General features: G+C 71.2%; 17 protein-coding genes. 2 read left to right on the forward strand and 15 right to left on the reverse strand.

Annotation, left to right across the window (positions count from 1 at the left end; genetic code table 11):
* Window positions 1-10 precede the first annotated feature (10 nt).
* The 5 genes from HDA40_RS02740 to HDA40_RS02760 all read right to left on the reverse strand — a co-directional run bounded on the left by HDA40_RS02740 (window position 11) and on the right by HDA40_RS02760 (window position 5,871).
* Window positions 11-2,743, reverse strand: coding sequence for an AfsR/SARP family transcriptional regulator (locus HDA40_RS02740; protein WP_253751148.1), 2,733 nt, complete (start codon window positions 2,741-2,743; stop codon window positions 11-13).
* A 71-nt stretch (window positions 2,744-2,814) separates the two neighbouring features.
* A complete protein-coding gene (locus HDA40_RS02745) occupies window positions 2,815-3,285 on the reverse strand; it encodes a S26 family signal peptidase (protein WP_253751150.1) in 471 nt (156 codons plus the stop codon).
* Window positions 3,282-5,078, reverse strand: a complete 1,797-nt coding sequence (locus HDA40_RS02750) for an ABC transporter ATP-binding protein (protein WP_253751152.1) — start codon at window positions 5,076-5,078, stop codon at window positions 3,282-3,284. Before HDA40_RS02750 ends, HDA40_RS02745 begins: the two co-directional genes overlap by 4 nt.
* Entirely contained in the window at window positions 5,071-5,613 is a 543-nt protein-coding gene (locus HDA40_RS02755; RefSeq protein ID WP_253751154.1) for a TlpA family protein disulfide reductase, read from the reverse strand. Before HDA40_RS02755 ends, HDA40_RS02750 begins: the two co-directional genes overlap by 8 nt.
* 69 nt (window positions 5,614-5,682) lie before the next feature.
* A complete protein-coding gene (locus tag HDA40_RS02760) occupies window positions 5,683-5,871 on the reverse strand; it encodes a hypothetical protein (protein ID WP_253751156.1) in 189 nt (62 codons plus the stop codon).
* A gap of 123 nt (window positions 5,872-5,994) precedes the next feature.
* Here HDA40_RS02760 and HDA40_RS02765 point away from each other — a divergent pair, with 123 nt between their 5' ends.
* Window positions 5,995-6,519, forward strand: coding sequence for a MauE/DoxX family redox-associated membrane protein (locus HDA40_RS02765; protein WP_253751157.1), 525 nt, complete (start codon window positions 5,995-5,997; stop codon window positions 6,517-6,519).
* 23 nt (window positions 6,520-6,542) lie between these two features.
* On the opposite strand, the gene HDA40_RS02770 is transcribed toward HDA40_RS02765, so the two are convergent.
* The 4 genes from HDA40_RS02770 to HDA40_RS02785 all read right to left on the reverse strand — a co-directional run bounded on the left by HDA40_RS02770 (window position 6,543) and on the right by HDA40_RS02785 (window position 9,446).
* Window positions 6,543-6,917, reverse strand: a complete 375-nt coding sequence (locus HDA40_RS02770) for a hypothetical protein (protein WP_253751159.1) — start codon at window positions 6,915-6,917, stop codon at window positions 6,543-6,545.
* Window positions 6,918-6,980: 63 nt separating this feature from the next.
* Entirely contained in the window at window positions 6,981-7,424 is a 444-nt protein-coding gene (locus tag HDA40_RS02775; RefSeq protein WP_253751160.1) for a DoxX family protein, read from the reverse strand.
* Between the two features lie 443 nt (window positions 7,425-7,867).
* Entirely contained in the window at window positions 7,868-8,884 is a 1,017-nt protein-coding gene (locus tag HDA40_RS02780; RefSeq protein ID WP_253751162.1) for a methyltransferase, read from the reverse strand.
* Between the two features lie 10 nt (window positions 8,885-8,894).
* On the reverse strand, window positions 8,895-9,446 hold the full coding sequence (locus HDA40_RS02785) for a TetR/AcrR family transcriptional regulator (RefSeq protein ID WP_253751164.1): 552 nt from the start codon (window positions 9,444-9,446) through the stop codon (window positions 8,895-8,897).
* 62 nt (window positions 9,447-9,508) lie between these two features.
* On the opposite strand from HDA40_RS02785, the gene HDA40_RS02790 reads away from it, so the two are divergent.
* Window positions 9,509-10,609 (forward strand): FAD-dependent monooxygenase, encoded by a 1,101-nt coding sequence (locus HDA40_RS02790; protein ID WP_253751167.1) that lies wholly within the window; start codon window positions 9,509-9,511, stop codon window positions 10,607-10,609.
* On the opposite strand, the gene HDA40_RS02795 is transcribed toward HDA40_RS02790, so the two are convergent.
* From HDA40_RS02795 to HDA40_RS42430, 6 genes are all read right to left on the reverse strand, one after another.
* Window positions 10,606-10,839 (reverse strand): cellulose binding domain-containing protein, encoded by a 234-nt coding sequence (locus tag HDA40_RS02795; RefSeq protein WP_308197662.1) that lies wholly within the window; start codon window positions 10,837-10,839, stop codon window positions 10,606-10,608. The genes HDA40_RS02790 and HDA40_RS02795 overlap by 4 nt on opposite strands.
* Window position 10,840: 1 nt before the next feature.
* Complete coding sequence (locus HDA40_RS41960) at window positions 10,841-10,999, reverse strand: hypothetical protein (RefSeq protein WP_308197663.1); 159 nt, start codon at window positions 10,997-10,999, stop codon at window positions 10,841-10,843.
* 137 nt (window positions 11,000-11,136) lie between these two features.
* Window positions 11,137-11,517: a hydroxyphenylacetyl-CoA thioesterase PaaI gene (gene paaI / locus HDA40_RS02800; protein ID WP_253763543.1), complete on the reverse strand. Its 381-nt coding sequence runs from the start codon at window positions 11,515-11,517 to the stop codon at window positions 11,137-11,139.
* A 305-nt stretch (window positions 11,518-11,822) separates the two neighbouring features.
* Complete coding sequence (locus HDA40_RS02805) at window positions 11,823-13,568, reverse strand: MFS transporter (protein ID WP_253751170.1); 1,746 nt, start codon at window positions 13,566-13,568, stop codon at window positions 11,823-11,825.
* Window positions 13,565-14,032 carry a MarR family winged helix-turn-helix transcriptional regulator gene (locus HDA40_RS02810; RefSeq protein WP_253751173.1) on the reverse strand — a complete coding sequence of 156 codons (468 nt, stop codon included), beginning with the start codon at window positions 14,030-14,032 and terminating at the stop codon, window positions 13,565-13,567. Before HDA40_RS02810 ends, HDA40_RS02805 begins: the two co-directional genes overlap by 4 nt.
* 12 nt (window positions 14,033-14,044) lie before the next feature.
* Complete coding sequence (locus HDA40_RS42430; protein ID WP_372503143.1) at window positions 14,045-15,055, reverse strand: MMPL family transporter; 1,011 nt, start codon at window positions 15,053-15,055, stop codon at window positions 14,045-14,047.
* Window positions 15,056-15,096 lie beyond the last annotated feature (41 nt).

Below are 15,096 nucleotides of genomic sequence, written 5' to 3' on the forward strand. Positions count from 1 at the left end.
GACCGCCTGCCTACCTGAGGCCGGCTTTGGCGCGTACGCGGGCGGCCTGGGCGTCGTCGAGACCGTCGAGAACGGACAGTGCCTGCCGCCAGGCCTCCCGGGCGTCGCCGGTCCGGCCGGTCGCCGCGTACGCGTCGCCGAGGCGGTCGAGGGTGGCGGCCTCGTCGATCGGCTGCTCCGCGTCGCGCAGCAACGGCAGCGCCCGGTGGTAGCAGGCGATCGCGTCGTCGAGCCGGCCGAGCCCGGCGTACGCGAAACCCATGCTGTCCCAGGCGAGCGCCTCGCCACCGGGGCAGTCGTGCTGAGCGAGCAACGCCTGGGCCGCACCGCAGTCGGCGAGCCCCTGCTCGTACGCGCCGAGGTGGGCCGCCGCCCAGCCGAGGCAGTTGAGCGCGCGGCCTTCGCCGATGGGGTCGCCGAGGACGCGGAACACGTCCCGTGCCGCCTCGGCGTGTGTCACCGCGTCGCCGGGCCGGCCGAGATAGTCGGTGTTCAGCCAGCTCAGCCCGAGCCGGGCGTGGCCCTGACCGGCCAGGTTGCCGGCCGAGGCGAACAGCTCCAGGGCGGCGGTCAGGTGCCGCACGGCCTGGTCGGCTCCCTCGGTGAAGGCGTGCACGCGGGCCAGGACGAGGTGCGACCGGGCCTGGTCGAGAATGTCCCCCGCCGCTTGGGCGGCGTTCAGCGCCGTCGTCTGGCAGCGCAGCAGCGCCGGCCAGTGGGCGTACTGCTGCTGGTAGCCGGCGACGGCCCAGGCGATCTCGCAGGCGTAGGCCCAGCGCCCGGCAGCCACGCAGCGGTCCACGACGACGGTCAGCGGATGCTCCTCGGCGGCGAACCAGGCGACCGCCTCGGCCCGCCCGGAGATCTCCGTGATCGTGACGCCGGGCTGGGGACCGGCCGGGGCAGGCCGCACCCGATGCGGGCTGAACTCCGCGTTCGCCCGGTACGCCGTGTGCAGGTAGTGCTCGGTGAGCCGCAGTTCGGCCTCCGGGTCGGCGTCGGCCGCCGCGATGTCGTCGGCGTACTGGCGGAGCAGGTCGTGCAGTTCGTAACGCAGGTGGCGGCGTTCGGCCAGCAGGTTGGCCCGCATCAGCTCGGTGAGCGCCCGCCCGGCGTCGGCGGCGGGCACGCCGGCGAGACTGGCCGCGGCGGCGACGGTGACCGTCCCACCCGGATGCAGGCTGAGCAGCCGGAACAGTCTGGCCGCAGCTGGACTCAAGTCCTGGTAGGACTGCTCGAACGCGGTGCGCAGGTCGCTCATGAGGTCGTCGTCGACGACCGCGCCCAGGCCGCTGCTCTGCTCGAACCGGCGGCTCAGCTCGGCCAGCGACGCGTGCGGCCGCAACGCGACGTGCGCGCCGACGACGGCGAGCGCGAGCGGCAGACCGCCGCAGCGGCGCAGGATCTCGTCGGCGGCGGCGGGTTCGCCGCGCATGCGGTCCGCGCCTATCCGCGTACGCAGCAGGTCGCGTGCTTCCCCATCAGCCAGCGGCTCCAACGGCACCGGCTGCGCGCCGTGCGAGACGACCAGCCCGGTCAGCTGCTTGCGGCTGGTGATCAGGGTGAAGCAGCCGGGCGCGGCCGGCAGCAGCGGGCGTACCTGATCGGGGTGGCGGGCGTCGTCGAGGACGACCAGCATCCGCCGGCCGTGTAGCAGACTCCGGAACAGCGTCGCCTGAGCGTCCACTCCGGACGGTACGCGGTGGGCGGGCACTCCGAGCGTGTCGAGGAACCCGCGCAGCACACCCGCGGCGTCGGCGGGCGTCGTGTCCGGCGCGAATCCCCGCAGGTCGGCGTACAGCTGACCGTCGGGGAACCGGTCGGCGGCCGCATGTGCCCAGGTCAGGGCGAGCGAGGTCTTGCCGACCCCGGCGGTCCCCCAGACCACGGCGATGCTGTGCCGGCCCGGGACGGCGTCGAGCGAGGCCAGCTCGGCGGCCCGGCCGACGAAGCCCGCGCACGGCTGTGGCAGCGCGGCGGGGACCAGTTCGATGGCGCCCGGCGCGGGCGGGGCGGCCAGCTGGGCGTCCTGCCGCAGGATCGCCAGGTGCAGGTCGCGTACGCCGGGACCGGGCTGGATGCCGAGCTGCTCGGTGAGACTGACCCGCAGGTGCTCGTACGCCTCCAGCGCCTCGGCCTGCCGGCCGCTGCGGTACAGGGCGAGCATGAGCGTCCGGGTCAGCGGCTCGCGCAGCGGATCCTCGTCGATCATGCGCTCCAGGCGCGGGATGAGCGTGTCGTAGCGGCCCAGGGCCAGCTCCGCCTCGGCGAGCTGCTCGTACGCGCGCCGCCGTTCCTCCGCCAGCCGCTGGCGCTCGATTCCGGCGTACTCGGAGGTCACGTCGGCCAGCGCCTCGCCCCGCCACAGGTGCAGCGCCTGATGGAGCAGGCCGGCGGCGTTCGCCGGGTCGGTGGCGGCCACCGCCGCGGCGCGGTGCACGGTCGCCCGGAAGGTTGTCAGGTCGATGTCCTCGTCTCCTGCCTCCAGCAGATAGCCGCCGTCCAGGGATCGGATCACCGCCGCCCGTGCCCCGGCGGCCACGGTGCGCCGCAGCGCCGACACCGCCCCGTGGACCTGCGTACGCGCCGACGCGGGCGCCGCCTCGCCCCAGATCGCGGGGATCAGCCGGTCGAACGTGACGACCCGGTTGGCATGGAGCAGCAGGTACGCCAGCACGCCTCGATGCTGGGGCCGGACGGCGGCGGCCGCCCCGCCGGAGAGGCTGACTTCCAGAGGTCCCAAGAGCCCGAACGTCGGCATCGTCGCCCTCCAGTCGCGCGCGCCCGGGGGTGGTGGGCGCACCGATTGGCAGCCTAACCGATCATGGGCGCATCTTGATCTGTCGATAATGGAGCGCGTGCCAGCCGCCGGACCGCCACCCCTACGACCAGGGCGGCGTCGAGGAAGCCGAACTCCCGCGAGTCGTAGCTCACGGCCGGATTGTCGCCGAGCACGACGAGCCGGCCGGGCGGAACGCGCCCGTGTTCGTCCCCGATGGACAGTCGCGCGGGGACGGGATCACCGGCGACCGCCACGACCCGTTTCACGAGCAGCCGGTCGTCCGGCAGCATCCGGCGTACGCGCGACGAATCGGTGACATCGGCGATCGCGGACAGCTCCGGGGTGCCGGCCGGACTGCGGAACACCACCGGCATCCCCGGCCGCACCCGGTCGGCGGGCGTACGCCGGACCAGCAGGCGGTCCCCCGGCGCGTACGCGGGCAGCATGCTGTGGCCGTCCACGGTGACGATCAGCAACCGGCGTCGCAGCAGATCCCAGATCACGATCCGACCTCCTGCGCATATCCGGCCGCCTGCAGCCGGAACAGCCGCGCGTACTCGCCGTCCAGGGCCAGGAGCGACGAGTGGTCGCCGGTCTCGGCGACGCGGCCGTCCCGCAGGACGTAGATGAGGTCGGCGTCGCGGACGGCCGACAGGCGGTGCGAGATCAGCAGATTCGTCCGGCCGAGCCGGGCGGTCCGCAACGACCGGTGCAGCTCGTGTTCAGCCTGCGGGTCGAGGCCCGAGCTGGGCTCGTCGAGGATCATCAGGTCGCAGCCTTCCCGCAGCAGCCCCCGGGCGACGGCGACGCGCTGCCACTGGCCGCCCGACAGCACCGTCCCCGCTTCATCGTCGCCGTCGAAGAACGCCCGGGTCAGCATGGTCTGATAGCCGCGCGGCAGCTCACGCAGGACGGAGTGGACTCCGGCGCCGGCGGCGGCGGCCTCGACCCGGCCCGGATCGTCTCGGGCGGTCAGATCGCCGAGCGCGATGTTGTCGGCGGCGCTCACGTCGTAGGTCATGAAATCCTGGAACACCGCCCCGATCCGCGTACGCAGCTGGGCCGGGTCCGCGTCGCGCAGATCCACGCCGTCCCAGCCGATCGTGCCCTGGCTCGGGTCGTAGAGCCGGCACAGCAGCTTGACCAGTGTGCTCTTGCCCGAGCCGTTCAGGCCGACCAGCGCCACCGTCGAGCCGGCCGGCAGCAGCAGGTCGACCCCGCGCAGCACCCACGGATGGCTCTCGTCGTACCGGAACCACACGTCGCGCAGGCGTATCCCCTGCCGCAGCGACGGCACCGGCACGGGGACGGGCGGCACGGGCAGATCCGGCGGCGTACGCAGAATCTCGGCGTACGCCGCGAAGAACATGCCCTGCGCGTGGAGGTTGGCCGTCGTGGCGACCACCATGGCCAGGCCGGACTGCGTACTGGCGATGGCGGCGAGGAAGATCGACACGTCGCCGAGGGACAGTTCGCCGCGCCGGGCGGCCAGGGCGGCCCAGATCAGCCCGGCTCCGGCCACGACGGCGGTGAGCGCGGCCAGTCCGGTGTGCCCGCCGACCTCCCGCCGTTCCATCCGGCGGATCGCGGTGTCCGCTGTGGACCGTTCGCGCATCATCAGCGTACGCAGGAACCCGCCGGTGCCGAACAGGCGGATCTCCTTGGCGGCCTGCGTACCGGTGAGGAGCTGGCTGTAGAAGTACTCCCGGCGATGGTTGGGCTCGACGCCGATCTGCGCGGCGGCCCGGCGTCGGGCGAGGTACAGCTCGGCGACCAGCATCGGCACGGCGGCGCACACCAGCACCACCGTCATCGCCGGGCTGAGAACGAGCAGCGAGCCGATGAAGCCCGCCAGGAGCAGCACACCCCGGCCGAGCCCGAGGACGCCGTCGAGCAGCTGACCGGCGTTGTCGCAACCGCGTCGGGCGACCCGCAACCGGTCGAGGTACGCCGGATCCTCGAACCGGCGCAGCCCGACGAGACGGCCGGTCGCGGCGAAGAGGCGTTCGGTCGCTACGGCGCTCAGCCGGCGGCTCGCCTCGTTGCTCAGGAACAGGCTGATCCGGGGCAACGACGCGGCGATCACGCCGAGCGCGGCGAGCCCGACGACGTAGGCCGTGATCGGTCCCGTCCCGGCCAGCCGATCCAGCAGCAGCTTGGTCAGCCAGGCGAGCAGCACCGGGACGACCGCCTCGGCCACCGTCACGGCGACGTACGCGGCCGCCACACCCGGGGCGGCCGCGCCGACCAGTCCGGCGAATTGGCGTACCGCGCCGGACCGGGGCTGATCACGCATGGGCGGGTACGCGGTCCGGCAGTTCCTCCACGCGCATGCCGTTGGCGGTCACGACGCCGTCGGACAGTACGCACAGACCGGGGAACCCGGCGACGGCGAACGCCTCGGACAACGGACCGGAGTGGGGCTCGACGACGACGCGGGCGGTGCCTGCCAGCTGATCGGCGTACTCGCTGAAATCCTGCGCGTCGGTGACCACGACGGCCAGGACCTTCTCGCGCGGGAAGCGCGCCGCGTAGTCGGCGAAGCGCGGGACGGCGGCGCGGCAGGGCTTGCAGGTGGGGCTGAAGAAGCCGACGAGCGCGTCCCCGGTCAGTTCGGCCGAATCGACGATGTCACCGTCCAGTGTGGTCGTGGTGAAGGCTCCGACCCGGCTGCCCGGCTGGAGCACCGGATTCTCGGGCAGCGTGAAGGCGTTGTCCTGGCTCTGCTGGGCGGTCTGCTCGCGGAGCCGCCGCAGTACGCCGAACAGCAGGAACAAGTTGAGCAGGGTGAGCACGGCGAGGATGATGACCGCCGCGGTGAGAGTCGCCATTTCCGGCCTCCATGCCGTTGAGAGGAAGACGGCGGGGCCCGGTGCCGGACCCCGCCGAACGGGGCTGCGTCAGCAGCCACCGCAGCTGGCGTAGCTGGTGGAGCAGCCTTCGTTGAGGCAGCACACCCGGGTCACCTTCTGGCCCAGGTAGCTACGCGGCGCCGGACAGTCCTGGCACCACGACGTCACCGAGCATCCGGCGGCGACGCGGGCCTTGGGGACGACGAGCCCCAGCAGGCGATCGGCCAACTTACCCATGGGAATCTCCTTTCTCGTGGGTTCGGCAGCACGCTGTCACGCGTCGCTACGATCCGGCTAACCGCCGACTACTGGGGCCCGGACCTCTTGCATCCCGGTGGCCACGATGGATACCGTCCGCTCGTGCCCTACCTTGAGCTGGCCTGCCGCCTGGTGCTGGTGACCGTGTTCGCCACCGCGGTGGCGGGGAAGATCTCCAGCCGCGCGGCCTGGACCGCATTCGTCGACTCGCTGGACCGCATGGACGCCGTCCCGGTTCGTCTGCTCCACCCAGCCGCGTGGGCGTCACTGGCCGCCGAGATCGCGATCTCCCTGCTCCTGGTCGTGCCCGGCCGCCTCTTCGCGGTCGCCGGCTTCGTGATCGCGATCGGACTGCTCGGCTCGTTCACCGCCGCCATCGCGAGCGCGATCCGCCGTGGCAAGAACGCGCCCTGCCGATGCTTCGGCGCCTCGGTCACCCCGCTGGGCTGGAGTCACGTCGGGCGCAACTCGGGCCTGATGGTGCTGGCCGCGGTGGGCTTGACCGCGGCGCTCCGCGGCGGTCCGATCGACATCGCTCCAGCGGTCGTCGCCGCCGCCACTGGCGTCGTCGTGGGCCTGCTCGTCACCCGTCTCGACGATCTGCTCGCGCTGTTCCGCACCCCCTGACAAGCGGCGGTACGCCGTCGTGCTCAGCGGGCGAGCACTTCGGAGGCAGCTGCTACGGCGTACGTGGTGAGCCAGAAGAGTCCGATCAGGAGGCCGATCGCGGCCGGGGTGAGCGCCCGGACGAGGCCCCGGCGGCGGGCGTGCCAGCCGCAGACGATCGCGACGACGCTGGGCGCCATCGCCATGCCGACCAAGGCGAACCGGACGAGTAGGTCCCGCCAGGGATGCGGCGGCAGGTGGTAGTCGGGAATCCAGGCGCGCAGGCCCACCCCGGTCGCCCAGGCGCCGCCGAGCGACATGATCGCGGCGAGCGCCCCGATCCAGGCGTACGCCAGTGTCGGGTCGTCCACCTTCTCCGTCGCGATCGTGTCGGTCGGCGACTCCACCGGCAGTTCCATGGCGCACCTTTCCGCGTACCACATCTGTTGGGGCAAACGCGGAGCGGACCTGGACGTAACGGACTAACCGAGCGCGGCGGCGATCGCGGCGCCCACGAAGACGACCTGAAGCGCGGTACGCAGCGGCAGCGGGGTGGCGGGCTTGCCGCCGAGGGTCAATCCTCGCCGCGCGGCCAGGACGTTCGCGGGGAACATCGCGAGCATCAGCAACGCGAGGCAGATCGCGGCGATCGGGGCGAGCGGCTTGATCAGCAGTCCCACCGCGCCGGCGAGTTCGAGGACGCCGGTCAGCGTGACGAGCAGGTCCGGCCGGGGCAGCCGCGGCGGGATCATGGCGATCATGTCGCGCCGCCAACTGGGCAGGAAGTGCACGACGCCGGTGGTGACGAACATGAGCGCGAGCCCGCCGCGCAGGGCGGGCTGCCAGGTGTCGAGGGCGTCCACGCCGACGAGCCCGAGCAGGCGCAGGACGGCGAATCCGCCGATGAGAGCGATGAGGGGAGCCATCTTCCCGTCTCCAATCTTGTCGTTGCCAAGATTGCTCTCCCGGCGAGAACTTGTCAACGACAAGATTGGTGACGCGCCCCACTCGTTCACCGCGCCGGAAAGACCATGTGCCCGTGGCCTGCGTTCGCCGCAGACCATGTGCCCGTGGCCTGCGTTCGCCGCAGACCACGGGCACATGACCAGGAGAGTGCCTAACCCCGCGCGCGGGAGCGGCGGCGGAACCACCACACCATCAGCGCGGCCGAGACGATCGCGGGCCCGCAGTGCACCAGCAGTACGCCGGCCAGGCTCGGGCCGCCCCAATCCTTGGCGTAGCTGGCCGAATCGGACCAGTCGATGACGAACAGCTCCGCGATCCCCCGGACGATGAACTACGCACCGAACACGAACGCGATGACCAACAACACCTTTCGCATGCCATGATCATCACACAGGCCGACCCGTCAGCGTTTGCGGCCGACGACCACGCCGTTCGCTCCAGGCGCGTCCAGTGGGACGACCCGGACGTCGCTGAAACCTGTGTCGGACAACCAGGCGGCGTACTCCACATCGGAGTAGTTCCGGCCGCCTTCGGTCTCGACGATCATGTTCATCCCCATCAGCGCCGCCTCGGCCGGACCGGTCCGATCGCCGTTGAGCAGCCACTCCGAGACGATCAGGACGCCGTCGGGCGGCAGCGCGGCGTAGCACTTGGCCAGGAGTTCGCGGTTCGTGGCCTCGTCCCAGTCGTGCAGGATCATGCTCAGCAGGATCACGTCGTAGCCGTCCGGCAGCACCGGCTCCGCGCGGAAGTCGCCCGGCACGGTCTCGATCCGGTCGGCCAGCCCGGCCGCCGCGATCTTCCGGTCCGCGATCTCGCACACGTGCGGCAGGTCGTAGACCGCGGCTTTGAGGTGGCTGAAGTTCCGGCACAGTTCGATCGGGTACGCGCCACCGCCGCCACCGACGTCGAGCAGGCGCGCATGCTGCCCGAAGTCGTACGCCGAGGCGAGCGTGCGTGCGGTGAAGATGGAGGTGGAGAACATCGCCTCCCAGAACTCGGCGAGCATCGCCGGGTCGCCGGTCTCGAAGGCCGACCGATCGGTGTCGGGATCCCAGGTCAACGGACGGTCGGTACGCAGCGCTTCGCCGATGCGGTGCCAGGGCAGGTAGGTCTTCACGTCGCAGTACCGGACCTGGCCGCCGAAATAGTAGGGGCGGCCGGCGACGAGGAACTCCTCGGCCAGCGGCGAGTTGCGGTAGCCCTCGCCGTCGCGCTCCAGCAGACCGAGCGAGGCGCACGCGGCCAGCAGCATGTCGGCCGGCCGGTCGGCCAGCCCGAGTTCGTCGCGGAGGTCGGCGACGGTGACGACCCGGCCGCCCGCGATCCGGGTGAACAGGTCCAGCTCGACGGCGACCGCCAGAGTCTTGAAGCTCCAGAAGCCGGTCACGAGCCGCATCAGCGGAGTGGGAGTGATCATCCCGCCATTCTCATGTAGACGGTCGCAGCCCGTCCAGCAGCACAGTGAGAAATGCGTCGATGTGTTCGGGCGAGCCCGACCGGGCGACGGCGTACGCGGACTCGCCGATGACCGCCGTGAGGACGCCGAGCGGGACGTCGTCGCGTACGCGGCCGTGGCGTTGCGCGGCGGTGAGCATCTTCTCGACCGCGGTCACCAGTTCGCCGCGAAGTGCCGTGGTCTCCGGCGCGGACAGGCCACGCAGGTTGTCGCCCGCCGCGTGGTGCGCCCCTTGGAACGCCATCAACTCCGCGAGGAAGGTACGCAGCGCCTGCTCCGGGCGATCCGAGCCGGACAACTCGTGCGCGCGGGCGACCACGGGGCGCAGCAGTCCCGCGACGGCCGCGTCCAGCAGCGCGTCCTTGCCGCCGAACGCGCGCACGATCGTGCCCGAGCCCAACCCGGCCCGCTTCGCGATGACCTCGACGGTGAGCGTGGCGTCCGGCTCAGCGAGCAGCGCCGTGGCCGCGTCGAGGGCCAGCTGCCGATTGCGTACGGCGTCGGCCCGGCTCGGAGTTGACATCTGGAACGTCCCTTCCACATAATTGGAATGAGCATTTCAGTTATCGTACTCGAGGAGTCGCCATGAACAAGCGCATCCTGGTCTCCGGCGCGAGCATCGCCGGGCTGACCCTGGCGTACTGGCTGACCAGGCACGGCTTCCAGGTCACGGTGGTCGAACGGGCCGAGCGGCTGCGCGCGGGCGGCAACGGCGTCGACGTACGCGACCAGGCCACCGACGTCGTCGCCGAGATGGGCCTGCTATCGCAGATCCGGGCGGCCGCCACCGACGTACACGGCATGAAGTTCGTCGACGCCGCCGATCGGGCGGTGGCCCGGATCGACATCCGCGACCCGGCCAGCCTGGAGATCATGCGGGGCGACCTGGTGGCGTTGCTGCACGGCGTGACCGACGTCGAATACCTGTTCGGCGACTGGATCACCGCGATTCGCCAGGACGACGACGGCGTGACCGTCGACCTCGCGAGCGGCGGCACACGCCGGTTCGACCTGCTCGTCGGGGCCGACGGGCTCCACTCGGCGACCCGGCGGCTGGCGTTCGGCCCGGAGGCTGACTACCTCACCTTCAAGGACCACTACTTCGCCTTCGCCGACGCCGACTCCTCGCTCGGCGAGGACCGCTGGGTCACCATGTTCAACACGCCGGGCAAGATGGCCGGGCTCTACCGGTCCGGCAACCACGCGCAGGCCAAGGCGTACTTCATCGTCCGGTCGAAGCCGATCACGTTCGACTACCGCGACGTCGGCGAGCACAAGCGCCTGGTCCGCGACGCGTTCGGCGGCGATCGATCGTGGCGGATTCCGGAGCTGCTCGACGCCGCGTTCGCCGATCCCGAGTTCTACTTCGACGCGCTCAGCCAGGTGAGGATGCCGACGTGGTCCACCGGTCGCGTGGCGCTGACCGGGGACGCCGCCTGGTGCGCCTCCCCCGCGTCGGGCGCCGGCGCCGAACTGGCCCTGGTCGGGGCGTACCGGCTGGCCGAGGAGCTGGCCGCGGCCGAGGGCGACCACCGGATCGCCTTCGCCCGGTATCACGCGGCGCTTCGGGGACTGGTCGCGAAGAAGCAGCGGATCGGGGTGAACGTGCGGGTCATGGTGCCCCGGACCGAGGGCGGGCGACGCGTACGCGACTTCGCCGCCCGCCTCCGGTCCGGCCGGAACTAAGGACTGCTGCAGGTGAGCGTAGGCGCGGACGGGCTGCCGTTGGCGAGGAACCCGAACGTCGTCGAGGTCCCGGCCGCGAGCGACCCGTTGTAGGACACGTTCTTCACGGTCACGGCCGAACCGCTGACCGTCAGGGTGCCGCTCCACAATTGAGTGATCGTCTGGCCGGAGGCCGGCGTCCAGCCGGCGGTCCAGCCGTTGATCGCCGAGGCTCCGGCGGTGACCGTCACCTCACCCTGGAAGCCGCCCGGCCAGGAATTGACCGTCTTGTACGCCGCAGCGCAGACCCCGGCCGGCGGCGGTGAGGACGGCGGAGGCGACGACGGCGGTGAGGACGGCGGGGGTGAGGACGGTCGGCCGCACGCTGGAACGGCCCGGGATGTGGATCACTGAGCCTCCCCGATAGATGATCACGAATGGTCGGGCAGTACCAGCGTCGTTCCGCGCAGCCATTCACGTCAAGGCTCTTCCGGAAACTTTCGGTCGTTGGCCCGAAATTTCCATTCTGATGCAGGCGAATACGGCGATCAGCCCTCGGGAGACTTCCGAAGCTCGCGGGACTTGCCGCGGAACTCCGCGATGACCTCGTCGCCGCAGGTGACGGTCACGTCATAGATGCCGCTACGCCCGTACCGGGTGCGCTCGGTCGCGACCGCGGTCAGCTCGTCGCCCAGCCTCGCCGCGCGGACGAAGACGATGTCGCACGACTCCGCCACCGTCGGCGTGCCATACGTGTTGCAGGCGAAGGCGAACGCCGTGTCGGCCAACAGGAAGACGTACCCGCCGTGGCAGATGTCGTGACCGTTGATCATGTCGCGGGTCACCGACATACGCGCGACGGCCCGGCCCGGCTCGACCCCCTCGATGGTCGCCCCGGCGCGCTGCGACGCGAGATCATCGGCGTACATGGCGTCGGCCGAGCGCCGGGCCAGCTCGTGTGCTTCGTCCACCTGGCCACGCTACCGCCCGGCGGCACTGTCGCCCGGGCGCCTCCCGCCGCCTTGCGACCCCGCGGGGGCCGCCGTCGCGTGGGGTCCGCCGCCGGTGGGGAAGGCGATCACCGGAACGCTGTGTACCTGTCACGCCAACGGATAGGTACACAGCGTTCCGGTGATCGTGCCGTCCCCGCTTCACGGGCCGGGCGGCGCGGCTGGCGCCCCGTGCGCGCCAGCCGCCGCCGAAGGGCTGCCCCGAAGGCCGCGCGGGAAGCGCGTCAGTCGCCCCGGGACGGTTCGGCCGACGCCGGGATCGGCGTGAGCGGCTGTGCGCCCAGCTCGTCGATCAGCTCGCTCTCCCGGGTGACCAGGTCGGTGGCCATCTGCGTACGCGGGGAGACGAGTGACGCGGCCGCGCCGAGGATGCCCATGACGATGGCCAGCCAGAAGACGACGACCAGTCCGTCGTGGAACGGCCCGGCGATCAGGGTCGGGAAGAACTGGCGGTCGGTCAGGGTCGCCGCGTTCGCCGCCGGGAGCTGGCCGAGGATCTGCGGCCCGAGCAGTTCCTGGATCGGGTTGTAGCCGAGGAACGCCGCGAACAGCGTACCGACCGGCGGGAGCGCGGAGATCGTGTGCGCCGCCTCCGGCGGTACGCCTTGCGCGGTGAGCCCGGAGTCCAGGGTGGACGGCAGCGAACCGGCCAGTCCGGCGACCATCAGCGAGAAGAACACGCCGATCGACAGCACCATGCCCGCGTTCTGGAAGGTCGCCCGCATGCCGGAGGCGACACCACGGAGGTGTGCCGGAACGCTGGACATGATCAGCGCCGTGTTCGGGGCGGAGAACAGGCCGCCGCCGAAGCCGTTGAGGAACACCAGCACGGCGAAGACGCTGTAGTGGAAGTTGGTCTGCACCAGCAGCAACGCGGCGAACGACGCCGACATGAGCAACAGCCCGCCGGCCGCGAACGGGCGCGGGCCGAACCGGTCGGACAGGAACCCGGAGAGCGGTCCGGCGGCGAGGAACCCGATGGTCAGCGGCAGCAGGTAGATGCCGGCCCACAACGGGGTCTGCTCATAGTCGTAGCCGTGCAGCGGCAGCCAGATGCCCTGCAGCCAGATGATCAGCATGAACTGCAGGCCGCCTCGCGCGATCGAGCCGAGCAGGCTGGCGGCGTTGCCACCGGTGAACGCCGGGATGCGGAACAGCCGCAGCGGGAACATCGGCTCGGCGACCTTGGCCTCGATGACGGCGAACGCGGCCAGCAGCACGACTCCCCCGGCCAGCCCGGCGATGATCCACGGGTTCGTCCAGCCCATCGAGTGGCCCCCGTACGGCTGGATGCCGTAGGTGATCGCGGCCAGCAGCGCGGTCAGCCCGGCGGCGAAGGTGAGGTTGCCCCACCAGTCGATCTTCCCCGGCCGGCGTACGCCGTTGTCCCGCAACGACTTGTACGCCCAAATGGTGCCGATGACGCCGATCGGGACGTTGACCCAGAAGATCGAGCGCCAGTTCCACTCGGCGAGCACTCCGCCGAGCACGAGCCCGATGAAGGATCCGGCGATGGCGGCGACGATGTTGATGCCGAGCGCCATGCCGCGCTGCGCGGCGGGGAACGCGTCGGTGATGATCGCGGCGGAGTTCGCCATGAGCATCGCGCCGCCGATCGCCTGCACGACTCGCCAGCCGATCAGCCACAGGGCGCCTTTGCCGCCGGTGAACGGGTCCAGCGACAGGATCACCGAGGTCACGGCGAAGATGGCGAAGCCCAGGTTGTAGATGCGTACGCGGCCGTAGATGTCGCCGAGCCGGCCCAGGGTCACCACGAGCACGGCGGTGACGAGCATGTACCCCATCAGCATCCAGAGCAGGTAGCTGACGTTACCGGGCAGCAGCGGGTCGAGGTCGACGCCGTTGAAGATGGCGGGCAGCGAGATGAGCACGATCGAGGAGTTGATCGTGGCGATGAGCATGCCGAGGGTCGTGTTCGACAACGCGACCCACTTATAACGGCTGTTCATGAAGGTGCGTTCTCCGAAGGGGTTGCGACGGATGGAGACGTGACGAGGTCGGCGAGGGCGTTCAGAGCGGGGAGGGCGGCGGAGATCGCGGCCGCGTCGCGCGGCTCGAGCTGGGCCAGCAGGGCGGCGACTTTGCCGCTGCGGACGGACCGGCGATGACGCAGCAGGTCGAGGCCGGCCGTGGTGATCTCGACGAGCACCACCCGGCGGTCGCCGGGATCAGCGGTACGCACGGCGAGCGAATCACGTTCGAGCCGGGACACGACCTGCGTCATCGCGGGTTGCGTGACGCCCTCGATCCCGGCCAGCTCGGTCAGCCGGCGGGGACCCTCTCGTTCGAGGGTGGCGAGCGTCGACGCCGCGGTCAGGCTGAGTCCAGACGGGTTGAGCCGCCGCAACGCGGTGAAGACCCGCAAGATCGTAGTGCTCAGGTCCGTATCAGGAGTGACCGAGGTGGACCGCATATGGAATTTCTATCATGATCTTATAGAAGTACCTAATGCACCGCGCGTACGCCGCCGCTCCAGGTATCGACCGGGCCACTGGGCGGCCGACCCGATGACGGCCAGCAGCGCCGGGGCGAGCAGGGAGCGTACGACGAAGGCATCGATAAGAATGCCCGCGGACAGCGCGAAGGCCAGCTCGCGGAAGGGCCGCAGCGGCACGAGCGCGAGCAGGCCGAAGCTGACCGCGAGAGTGAACGCGGCGGCGCGGATCGCGCGCGCGGACTCCGGCAGGGTCACCGCGAGCGCGTCGCGCAGCGGACGGCGGCGGGCCTCACGCCAGGCGGGCCCGATGCCGAAGATGTTGTAGTCGGAGCCGAGCGCGACCAGCAGCACCGCCGCCGCGAACGGGACGTAGAAGGTGATCCCGTCGTTGCCGAGCCAGTCCTCGAACACCCGTGTCGTCAGGCCGAGCGTCGCGAGGATGGCCAGCACGCTGCACGCCAGCAGCGCCAGCGGGGCCGTCAACGCCCGCAGGTACAACGCGAGGAACAGCAGGTTCGCCGCCAGCGCCGCGAGCGCGATGCGGCCGAGGTCGGCCACGGTCTGATCCACGATGACGTCCGCGACCGCCGTGTCGCCGCCCAGGCTGACGCGCGTACCGCCGAGTCCGGCGCGGTCGGCCAACCCGGGCAGGTCCGCCTGCAACTGGGTCACCGTCTGGATCGCGCGCGCGCCGAGCGGTTCGTCGGACAACACCACCAGATATCGGGCCGCGCTGCCGTCCTTCGCCTCGAACAGGGGGCGTACCTGCTCGATCAGGCGGTCGTCTGGTCCGACGACCGCCGCGACGCCGGGCTCGTGCGCGAGCGCGTCGCGCAGCCGGGCCAGTTCGGCCGTCTTCCCGGTGACGCCCGCGCCCTCCACCAGCACTTCGGTCGGTGACAGGATGCCCTCGGCGAATCCCGCCTCGGCCTGCTGAGCGGCTTGGCGGGCTGGATGCGTCGCGGGCAACGCGTCCACAAAGGACACGCTGAGCGTCATGTGCCGCACCGGCAACGCCGCCCACAGCAGCCCGCCCACGC

The organism is Hamadaea flava (genome assembly GCF_024172085.1).
In the GTDB taxonomy this organism is placed as follows: Bacteria; Actinomycetota; Actinomycetes; order Mycobacteriales; family Micromonosporaceae; genus Hamadaea; species Hamadaea flava.